The sequence below is a fragment of the Paraburkholderia sp. Cy-641 genome (genome assembly GCF_011752945.1).
Classification (GTDB): Bacteria; Pseudomonadota; Gammaproteobacteria; order Burkholderiales; family Burkholderiaceae; genus Paraburkholderia.
The window spans coordinates 1-9,693 of sequence record NZ_VWWM01000109.1 but is presented as its reverse complement, the minus strand read 5'-3'; the positions used below and the strand labels follow the sequence as shown (position 1 = coordinate 9,693).

8 protein-coding genes and 2 pseudogenes are annotated in these 9,693 nt (G+C 67.1%); 2 read left to right on the top strand and 8 right to left on the bottom strand.

Features of this window, described 5'->3' with window-relative positions:
• Window positions 1–292 (bottom strand): annotated as a pseudogene (locus F3J20_RS31235) (energy transducer TonB); the annotation flags it as partial.
• Between the two features lie 183 nt (window positions 293–475).
• Here F3J20_RS31235 and F3J20_RS31230 point away from each other — a divergent pair.
• Entirely contained in the window at window positions 476–1,570 is a 1,095-nt protein-coding gene (locus tag F3J20_RS31230) for a beta-propeller fold lactonase family protein (protein WP_167039389.1), read from the top strand.
• Between the two features lie 209 nt (window positions 1,571–1,779).
• Here the strand turns inward: F3J20_RS31230 and F3J20_RS31225 are convergent, their stop codons facing one another.
• The gene (locus tag F3J20_RS31225; protein WP_167285791.1) at window positions 1,780–4,209 is read right to left on the bottom strand and encodes a TonB-dependent receptor; all 2,430 of its coding nucleotides are present in this window, start codon (window positions 4,207–4,209) and stop codon (window positions 1,780–1,782) included.
• A gap of 180 nt (window positions 4,210–4,389) precedes the next feature.
• Here F3J20_RS31225 and F3J20_RS31220 point away from each other — a divergent pair, with 180 nt between their 5' ends.
• Window positions 4,390–5,445 (top strand): histidine kinase, encoded by a 1,056-nt coding sequence (locus tag F3J20_RS31220; protein WP_167285790.1) that lies wholly within the window; start codon window positions 4,390–4,392, stop codon window positions 5,443–5,445.
• On the opposite strand, the gene F3J20_RS31215 is transcribed toward F3J20_RS31220, so the two are convergent.
• The 6 genes and pseudogenes from F3J20_RS31215 to F3J20_RS31190 all read right to left on the bottom strand — a co-directional run.
• The gene (locus F3J20_RS31215; RefSeq protein WP_167039395.1) at window positions 5,415–6,077 is read right to left on the bottom strand and encodes a response regulator transcription factor; all 663 of its coding nucleotides are present in this window, start codon (window positions 6,075–6,077) and stop codon (window positions 5,415–5,417) included. The genes F3J20_RS31220 and F3J20_RS31215 overlap by 31 nt on opposite strands.
• On the bottom strand, window positions 6,074–7,342 hold the full coding sequence (pqqE, locus tag F3J20_RS31210; protein WP_167285789.1) for a pyrroloquinoline quinone biosynthesis protein PqqE: 1,269 nt from the start codon (window positions 7,340–7,342) through the stop codon (window positions 6,074–6,076). The genes F3J20_RS31215 and pqqE overlap by 4 nt, the downstream gene beginning before the upstream one ends.
• Before the next feature lie 4 nt (window positions 7,343–7,346).
• On the bottom strand, window positions 7,347–7,661 hold the full coding sequence (gene pqqD, locus F3J20_RS31205) for a pyrroloquinoline quinone biosynthesis peptide chaperone PqqD (RefSeq protein WP_167285788.1): 315 nt from the start codon (window positions 7,659–7,661) through the stop codon (window positions 7,347–7,349).
• The gene (gene pqqC, locus F3J20_RS31200; RefSeq protein ID WP_167285787.1) at window positions 7,658–8,419 is read right to left on the bottom strand and encodes a pyrroloquinoline-quinone synthase PqqC; all 762 of its coding nucleotides are present in this window, start codon (window positions 8,417–8,419) and stop codon (window positions 7,658–7,660) included. Before pqqC ends, pqqD begins: the two co-directional genes overlap by 4 nt.
• 116 nt (window positions 8,420–8,535) lie before the next feature.
• Window positions 8,536–9,474, bottom strand: a complete 939-nt coding sequence (gene pqqB, locus F3J20_RS31195; protein WP_167285786.1) for a pyrroloquinoline quinone biosynthesis protein PqqB — start codon at window positions 9,472–9,474, stop codon at window positions 8,536–8,538.
• A pseudogene (locus tag F3J20_RS31190) lies at window positions 9,471–9,693 on the bottom strand (prolyl aminopeptidase); the annotation flags it as partial. The pseudogene F3J20_RS31190 and the gene pqqB, both read right to left, overlap by 4 nt.

The window sequence follows — 9,693 nt, the reverse complement described above, 5'->3', positions numbered from 1 at the left end:
ACTCGCGCGGCGCGGCAGCGGGCACGGCGGGCGTGGTTGGCACGGCCGGCGCGGCAGCGGGCGTCACCGGCTCCGGTTCGGGGCTCAGCAACACGGCGGTGATCGTGCGCGGCTCGACCCGGCGCTCGACCATGCTGTTGCGCGCCGCGAGCGTCAACGCGAGCAGCGTCAGATGCGCGACGATCACGGCGCCGAGCACGAGCGCGGCACGCCGGTAGTCCGGCGCGGAATTCGTCACTGAATTCATCGCGTTGCCGCTGTTCGCGGGGTTTGCCATGACGGCTTGCAACATCGCTGCCACCTCCGCGTTCATTGTCCTCTCGCGCCCCGCGTTTTAGAACCGGCTGCGCGCCGGCGCCGCGCAATTCGGGAAATTCTCCCGCCCGATTGCGTTGTCAAACAATCGCCCGGTGCGGTACTTTGAATCGATGACGCGCGCCATCGCGGCACAGCGATTTCACCACGGAGTACCACAATGCCGGAGACACCTATCCTCACCAGAAAACCCTGCCGTTCCATCGCGCTGGCCGTCGCGTTCGCGCTCGGTACGGGCGCCGCGTATGCCGCGGCCGCGCCGCTTGCCTACGTGACGAGCGAGAAGGCCGGCGTCGGCGTGATCGACCTCGATCAGATGACGCTCGCGCAGACCTTTCCGGTCGGCGCGGACGGCCCGCGCGGCCTGAGCCTGAACCGGGACGGCACGCGCCTGCTGGTCGCCAACAAGAACACCGGCGACCTCGCGGTGATCGACACCGCCACGGGCAAGGTCGTCAAGCGCGTGAAGATCGGCAAGAACCCCGAGTATGTGCGGGTGCACAACGGCTATGCCTATGTGACCTACGAACCGGGCGAGAACGGCGGGCCGCCGGGAGCACAGGCGGACGGCAAACCAGGCGACAAGCCCGGCGCGAACGATGACGACGACGCCAACAAGCCGCCCGCCGAGATCGCGATCGTCGACATGAAAGACTGGCGAGTGATCCGCTCGGTGACGAGCGGCCACGAAACCGAAGGCATCGAGTTCTCGCGCGACGGTCAGACGATGCTCGTCACGAACGAAGGCGACGACACGGTATCGGTCTATCACGCGCGCACCGGCGCGCCGGTCAGGACCGTGAAGCTCGCGGCGGGCGGCCGGCCGCGCGGCATCCGGCTGTCGCCCGACGGCAAGTACTACGTGGTCACGCTGGAGTCGCTGAGCAAGTTCGTCGTGCTCGACGCGCACACGTTCGACGTGGTCAAGACCGTCGACACCAAGCTCGGCCCCTATGGCGTGGCGTTCGGCCCCGACGGCAACCGGCTGTTCGTCGCGGCGGCGCGCGACAAGGCCGTGCAGGTGTTCGACGGCCACACCTACGAGCATCTCGCCGACGTGCCGGTCGGCCAGCGCTGCTGGCACTTCAGTTTCACGCCGGATGGCGCGAAGCTGATGGTCGCGTGCGGGCGCTCCGACGCGGTCTACGTGCTCGATGCGAAGAGCTATCAGCCGCTCAAGCAGATCGGTGATCTGCCGCTCGCGTGGGGCATCGTCACCTATCCGCATAGCGACGGCTCGATCGAATCGCACTGACCGGCTGGTCTTGCGCGGCGGCGCTCGTTTGCAGGCGGGCGCCGCCGCGTTTCGATGTGCTTCGATGCATTTCGATGCGCTTAGTCGCCAGCCGCCAGCCGCCAGCCGACTGCTTCCATTCGCCGCGACGCATGATCCAACCCGCGCGGTCGTTCGCTACAACTACGACGAGCAGCCACGCAGCAGCCACGCCTCAATACCCCACACCTTCACTTCCACGCATAGCGCATCCCGACCCAGAAGCCGCGCGGCGCGCCCGGCCCGACGAACTGCTCGTTGACCGGGTTCGCGCCGTTGAACGTATTGTTGGGGCCGGTGAAGAAGTTCTGGCCGAGCGCGCCGAAGCTCGCATAGCGCTTGTCGAGCAGGTTCGTCACCGAGGCGAACACCTGTACCTGCTTCGTCACCTGATACGCGGTGTCCATGTCGATCAGCAGGTAGCCGGAAATCCTGCCGTTCGCGTCCTGGTTGTTTTCGTCGCCCTGCGCGTAGACGCTGCCGCGCCAGGTGAGGTTCGTGCCGATGCGCCATTTCGGCGTGGCCGCGTAGTCGAGCCGCAGCTTGACCGTCGTCGCGGGAATCCCCGGAATGTGATTGCCCGGCTTGACCGTGATGTTGCCGTCGTCGTCCGCGCTCGAATTGCTCGGGCTGCTTTCGGTCCAGCTCGACCGGTAGGTCGCGTCGACGTAGCTATAGCTGCCGGTCACCGTGATCGGTCCGAGCTGCGTCTGGCCGGCCAGTTCGACGCCTTGCCGGCGCGTGCGGCCGACGTTCTGGAAAAAGCCGAGCGAGCTGCCCGCGCCGTTGCTGCTGATGAACTGGATGTCGTTGTCGAGCGTCGTGGTGTAGGCGGCGGCGCTCCACGTCGTGCTCGCGCCGAGCTTGCCGCGCGCGCCGATTTCGAAGGTCTTCGAAATGACCGGTTCGAGCGACGGGTCGGAGATGAAGTCGTTCGGCAGCGAACACGGCGCGTTCGGATCGGCGCAGGCGAGTTCGATCGCGGTCGGCGAGCGCATGCCCTCGTTGTAGCTCGCGTAGGCCGTCAGCGCCCACGTCGGATTCCAGTTGATGCCGACCGCCGGGTTGAAGCGCGAGAACGTATGGTGGCCGTTCAGGTTCGGCTGCTCGCCGCTTTCGTCGCCGATCGTGGCCTCGGCCCAGTTGTAGCGGCCCGCGAGCGTGAGCGACCAGTGCGGCGTCAGCGACAGCGTATCCGACAGATAGATGCCGTAGCTCGTGTTGTGCGTCTTCGCGTAGGTCTCCTGCTCGAAATCGCCGATGCCGATCGTCGCGCGCGAGTCGGTGAAGGCCGCGTCCTGCGAGGCCTGCGTGAAGCGCGAATTGGCGGCGTCCACCGCCATGCCCGCGATCAACTGGTTCTCCATGCCGCCGAGCTTGCCGAGCAGCGTCAGTTGCAGGCTCGCGCCGTAGCTGTCGGTCGCGACGACCGACCTCTCGTTGGTGGCCTGCAGCGTATTGACGTCGCCGTCGTCTTCCACCGAACCGTAGTCGTTGTTGACGTTGCTGCTCGTATTCGTGTTGCGGAAGTGCCGGTAATAGGCATTGCCGCTCAGTTCGACGTGATCGTTGAAGTAGTGGTCGCCCGACAGCGTCAGGTAGCCGACCGTGTTCTGGTTCTGGTCGGGATACGTGTAGGGCTGCTTGGGATTGCCGAGGAACGAGCGCGGAATGGTCTGCGTGCCGTGCAGGTCGTTGTCGGCGGCACCGCCCGACAACGACAGCGTCGTATTCGCGTCGGTATAGCGCAGCTTGCCGAACGCCTGGCGGACGCGGCTCTCGTTCTGCTCGGCCCAGCCGTTGTCGTTGGCGGCGTTGGCGGTGAAGTAGTAGTCGAGGTTCTGGCCGATCGTGCCGCCCTGTTCGATCTGCGCGGCCTTGCGGCCCCACGAGCCGCCCGATATCTCGGCCTCGCCGACCGGGTTGTCCTTGCCGTTCTTGGTCGTGATCGAGAGTGCGCCGCCGAGCGTGTTGAAGCCGTAGGTCGGATTCGAGCCCGGAATCAGCTGCATCGTGCTGATCGCCTGCTGCGGCAGCAGGTCCCAGTTCACGACGTCGCCGAACGGCTCGTTCACGCGCACGCCGTCGACGAACACCGACAGCCCCTGCGGCGTGCCGAGCAGCGGCGAGGCGGTGAAGCCGCGATAGGTCAGGTTCATCTGATACGGGTTGCCCTGCGCATCGGCGATGCTGACGCTCGGCAGGTTCGCCGCGAGGTAATCGGTGAGCGTCTGACGCCGCTGCCGTTCGAGGTCGGCGGCGTGGACCGTCTGCACGTTGGCGGGCACCTGCGTGAGCGGCGTGCCGATGCCGAGCAGCGGCGTGGTGCCGACCACGACGATCGGCGCGAGCGTCGTGGTGGGCGTTGCCACAGCGGTGTTGGCGGTGGCGTTGTCGCCGGCGGCGGGCGTTGCCACGGTTGCGGCGGACGCAGCGGATGTAGCGGATGTAGAGGATGTAGCAGACGCAGCAGACCCGGCGGCAGCCGATGCCGCGACCGGCGCCTCGGCCTGCGCCCACGCATTCGCGGACAAGGCGGCGAGCGCGCCGCCGAAACAGAGGGTGATGCCGGCCCGCCGTTCGAAGCGGCGTTTGCGGCGTGCCAGGGATCGCAGGCTCATCGTTACGTCTCCTGTCGGCTTTATCGGTGCGCGCGCGGCGCGTTCTTTGAAGTCTGTGTCAAGCCTGGCATACGCGCCTGTAAGGCGCGCGGGAGCTTTTCCCGATCTGGCGGGGAAGGCTTCCCAAAACCTGCGCAAAAATCGGTCGCGCGCGATCGCGCTGGGTAGAATGCAAGCGTCATGTCAAGCGACCCGATCCCTTCATCTTCCGCCGGCCGCCCGCCGCCGCATTCGACGATCCGCCGCGATCTCGCATGGGTCGTCGCCGTGACCGTGCTGGCGGCCGTGCTCGGCGCAACCTTCGATCTCAGCGAGAAGGCCTACCGCTTCACGCGCGGCATGGAGCGCTTCCAGCTCGACGAATTGCCGGGCACGCTGTTCGTGCTGTCGATCGGGCTCGTGTGGTTCGCATGGCGCCGCTATCGCGAGGCGCGTCGCGAGTTGAGCTATCGGCGCAGGCTCGAAGAGCAGGCCGAACGGCTGCTCGCCGACAACCGGCGACTCGCGAATCAGGCGCTGCAGGTGCAGGAGCGCGAGCGCCGCCATATGGCGCGCGAACTGCACGACGAACTGGGCCAGTACCTCAATGCGATCTCGCTCGACGCCGCGCGCATCCGCGATCTCGCGAAGGAGCGCGAGCCGGAGATTCATCGCGTGTCGCTCGGCTTGATTCAAAGCGCGAGCCACGTGTACCGCGAGATCGGCGGCATGATCCGTCGCCTGCGGCCGATCGGCCTCGACGAATTCGGCCTGCCGAGCGCGCTCGAACATTGCGTCGACGGCTGGCGCGAGCGGCTGCCCGAGGCGTCGTTTTCCGTGACCATCGAAGGGGACTTCAGCGGCTTGAGCGATGCGCTGACCATCACGCTGTATCGGCTCGTGCAGGAAGGCTTGACCAACGTGTCGAAGTTCGCGCGCCGCTCGCGGGTGGAGCTGTTCATGGTGCGCGCGCCGCGCGAAGGTGTCGAAGGCGACGAACGTGGCGAAGGCGGTGCGGGTAGCGCGGGTAATGCGGGTAGCACTTCAGGCCGGATCGACGAGATCGTCGTGACGATGGCCGACGACGGCCCCGGCGTCGATCTGACGCAGCCGCGCGCGGGGCTCGGGCTGATCGGCATGCGCGAGCGCGTCGAGGCGCTCGGCGGTGAATTCCACGTGGCGAGCGAGCCGCAGGGCGGCTTTCTGTTCTGCGCGCGCGTGCCCGCTCACGCGGGGCTGGCCGAGCCCGTGAACTGAAGCCCGAGGCGGCTCGCCATCTGGGCGAGCTGCACGCCGTTGTCGGCGCCGAACTTCTGGCGGATCACCGATTGATGGTTCGCCACCGTCTTCTGGCTTAGGCCCAGCTTCTCGGCGATGCTCGGCAGCGTATAGCCCTGCACGAGCAGACGCAGCACCTCGAACTCGCGCGCCGACAACTGCCGCCCCGGCGGCCCCTCGTTGAACGCGTTGCGCATCGCGAGCGCCTGCGAGATGTCCGGGCTCAGATAACCCGCGCGCCGCGCGACCGAGCGCACCGCCTCGACGAGCACGTCGGGCGCGCTGGCCTTGGTCACGTAGCCGAGCGCGCCGGCATCGAGCGCGCGGCGCACGAAGATCGAGTCCTCATGCACGCTGAAGATCAGCACGCGCGCGTCGGGCTCGCGCGCGAGCATGCGCCGCATCGCCTCGATGCCGCTCGCGCCGGGCAGCGATACGTCCATCACGACCACGTCGGGCCGCAGCGCGCAGAAGCGCTGATAAGCGAGCGCCGCATCGGCGGCCTCGCCGCAGACCTCGACGTCGGAATTCAGTTCGAGCAGCCGCCGGTAGCCTTCGCGCACGACCGCATGGTCGTCGACGAGCAGAACGGAGATCAGGTCGGTCGTCATGGTTGTGCTCCGTGGTCGCCGCCGGGCTCGCGGGCTGCGGCCGCGAGCCTGCGCGAGTTGGCGTCGTGGCGAAACAGGATCGGCTGCTCGCGTGCGGCGATTGCCTCCGCCCCGGCTGCCGACGCCGCGCGTTGCACGACCTTGACCACGCGCTCGTGAAACGGCGACTTGTCGCACACGGGGTCGGCGTTGGCCGCGTCGCCCGTGAGCAGATAGGCCTGGCAGCGGCAGCCGCCGAGGTCGTGTTCCTTTTCCTCGCAACTGCGGCACGGTTCCTTGAGCCAGCTCAGGCCGCGAAAGCGGTTGAATGCGTCGCTGTCGTACCAGATCTCGCGCAGCGGCGTGTCCTTCACGTTCGGCAGCGCGAGGCCGGGCAGGCCGCGTGCCGCGTGGCACGGCAGCGCGGCGCCGTCGGGCGCGACGCCGAGAAACACCGCGCCCCAGCCGTTCATGCAGCGCTTCGGGCGGGTCTCGAAGTAGTCGGGCACGACGAAGAAAATCTTGCAGCGCTCGCCATGCTTGCGGCGATAGCGCGCAACCACCGCCTCGGCCTCTTCGAGCTGCTCGCGCGTCGGCATCAGTTGCGCCTGGTTCTCGCGCGCCCAGCCGTAGTACTGCGTGTTCGCGAGTTCGAGATATTCGGCGCCGAGCGCGAGCGCCATCTCGATGATTTTGTCGACATGCGGCAGGTTATAGCGATGCAGCACGCAGTTCATCACCATCGGAAAGCCGTGCCGCTTCAGCGCGGCGGCGACGCGCTGTTTCAGTTCGAACGTGCGTGTGCTGCTCAGGAAGTCGTTGAGTTCCTGCGTCGAATCCTGGAACGACAACTGGATGTGATCGAGCCCGGCGGCCTTCAGTGCGCCGAGACGCTGCTCGGTGAGACCGACGCCGGAGGTGATGAGGTTCGTGTAGAAGCCGAGCCGGTTTGCTTCCTCGACGAGCACTTCGAGGTCGTCGCGCACCAGCGGCTCGCCGCCCGAAAAGCCGAGCTGCACCGCGCCGAGCGCGCGCGCGTCGCGCAGCACGTCGAGCCATTGCGCGGTGCTGAGTTCGCGATGGTGGTCGGTGTAGTCGAGCGGGTTGTAGCAGAATGCGCAATGCAGCGGGCAGCGATAGGTCAGCTCGGCGAGCAGCCAGAGCGGCGGCGGCACGCTGGCGGCGCTCTGGCCGGGTTGCGCGCCGGGCCCGGCGGCGGGTTGTGCCACGGGTTGTGCAGCGGGCTGTGCAACAGGCTGCACCGAGGGTTGCGAAAGATCGGTCATCGCGCTACTCCAGCCAGCCGCGCCGGTGCGCGTCGGCGATGAAAGCCCGTACCTCGGTGCCGATTCCGGTCGCGTTGAACGCCTGTTCCAGTTCGGCGATCAGCGTGTCGAGGTCGCGCGTGCCGTCGCAGCGTTTGAGAATTTCGCCGGCGCTCTGATTGAGCTTCACCATGCCCTCGGGATAGAGCAGCACGTGCGCGTTCTGCGCGGCTTCCCATTGCAGACGGAACGGCTTCGCGATCGTCAGCGGCAGGGCGGCTTCGCTGCCGCTTTGTGTCGATGCTTCGGTGGCGCTCTCTGCGCGTGTCGAGTCGTTCATTGCGGAAACGCCTTCTCGATCGAATCGAGCATGGTCCACAGAATGTCGAGCTTGAATTGCAGGATTTCGAGCGCGCGTTCCTGCTGCTCGCGTCGCGTGAAATACGCGAGCGTGACTTCGAGCCCGTGCTGCACGTCGCGCTGCGCGAGCGAAATGCGTGAGCGGAAATAGGCGAGGCCCTCGGCGTCGATCCACGGGTAATGCTCGGGCCAGCTTGCGAGCCGGTCGCGATGCACCTGCGGCGCGAACATCTCGGTCAGCGACGAGCAGACCGATTCCTGCCACGGCGCGCGGCGCGCGAAATTGACATAGGCATCGACGGCGAAGCGCACGCCCGGCGTGACGTGTTCGAGCGACCACAGTTCGTCGCGCGTGAGGCCGACCGCATCCGCGAGACGCGCCCAGGTTTCGATGCCGCCTTCGGCGCCGTCATAGCCGTCGTGATCGAGAATCCGCAGCACCCAGCGACGGCGCGTGTCGCGGTCGGGGCAGTTCGACAGCACGGCCGCATCCTTGAGCGGAATATTGATCTGATAGTAGAAACGGTTCGCGACCCAGCCGCGAATCTGCTCGCGCGAACAGCCGCCGCTATTCATCTTCACGTTGAACGGATGATGAATGTGATACGCGGTGCCTTTCGCGCGCAACTGCGCCTCGAATTCCTCGTGGCTCCAAGCGGGCTTGTCGGCGCCCAAGGTTGCCGTTGCAATCGCATCGCGTGGGGCTGTTGTCGTGTCGTGGATGTCCTTCGCGTTCATGCCGTCTCCGTTTGTTTTATGGTCGTTCACTGCCGCGCCTCGTTACCGCATTGCCTTGCATTCGTCATTGCCGCTGCGGCTGCGCACCCGCCTGCACTCGCGCGCAGTCGCAGGCTTCACAGTTCGAAACTCATGCCGTCATAAGCCACTTCGATGCCATGCTCGCCGAGCACACGGCGCTCGGGACCGTCCTCGACGAGAATCGGATTCGTGTTGTTGATATGGATCAGCACCTTGCGCCGCGCGCCGCGCTGGCTGGGGCGATGCGCGTCGAGCGAGTCCAGCGTTTCGATCATGCCGCCCGCGCCGGTCTGCGGCAGATGCCCCATGTCGGCGGCGGTTTTCTTCGACAGGCCGAGGCGGATCATTTCGTCGCCGGTCCATAGCGTGCCGTCGACGAGCAGCAGATCGGCCTCGCGCATCGCCGCGAGCACGTGTTCCTCGATCGCGCCGAGGCCCGGCGCGTAGAACACGCGCTGGCCCGATTGCAGGTTCGTCAGCACGAGCCCGATGTTGTCGCTGCGCTCGGGCGCGTGACGGTGCGGCGAATAGGGCGGTGCCTTGCTCGAGAGCGGCAGCGCGTCGATGCGGATGCCGCGCAGGGCCTCGACCGTGAGCGGCGCGCCGTCGAGCGCGATGCGGCGATGCTCGACGCCGCAGTAGTGCGACAGAATCGGCGCGACCGGAAAGCCGGAGCCGAGGTCCTGCCAGACCGCGTCGGTTGCGTAGAGCGGCAGCGGCGTGTCGCGCTCGCGCAGCATCAGCAGGCCGGTCACGTGATCGATCTGCGCGTCGATCACGAGCACGGCGGCGATGCCGCTGTCGCGCGCGCGGCGAGCCGGCTGCAACTCGGGATGGGCGACGATCTGCGTGAGCAGATCAGGCGAGGCGTTGACGAGCAGCCAGTCCTCGCCGTTCGCGCTGACCGCGATCGACGACTGCGTGCGGCGCGTGGCCTTCAGCGTGCCGCGTCGCACGCCGTCGCAATTGCGGCAATTGCAGTTCCATTGCGGAAAGCCGCCGCCCGCCGACGAGCCGAGTACCTTGATCTTCATGCCGCATGACGCATGCCGCGCCCCTCTTCGACGGTTGGAATGAACATCGCGGCGAGCGCCTGCGCGACGCGCGCGTGCAGCGTGGGATCGCTCGCGAGATGACCGGCCGCGCTCACGTATTCGAGCCGCGCCTCGGGAACCGCGCGCCCGAGACGCCGCAGATTGCCGCGCGGACACACCGGATCGCGCGCGCCATGCACGGCGGCGAGCGGCACGCCG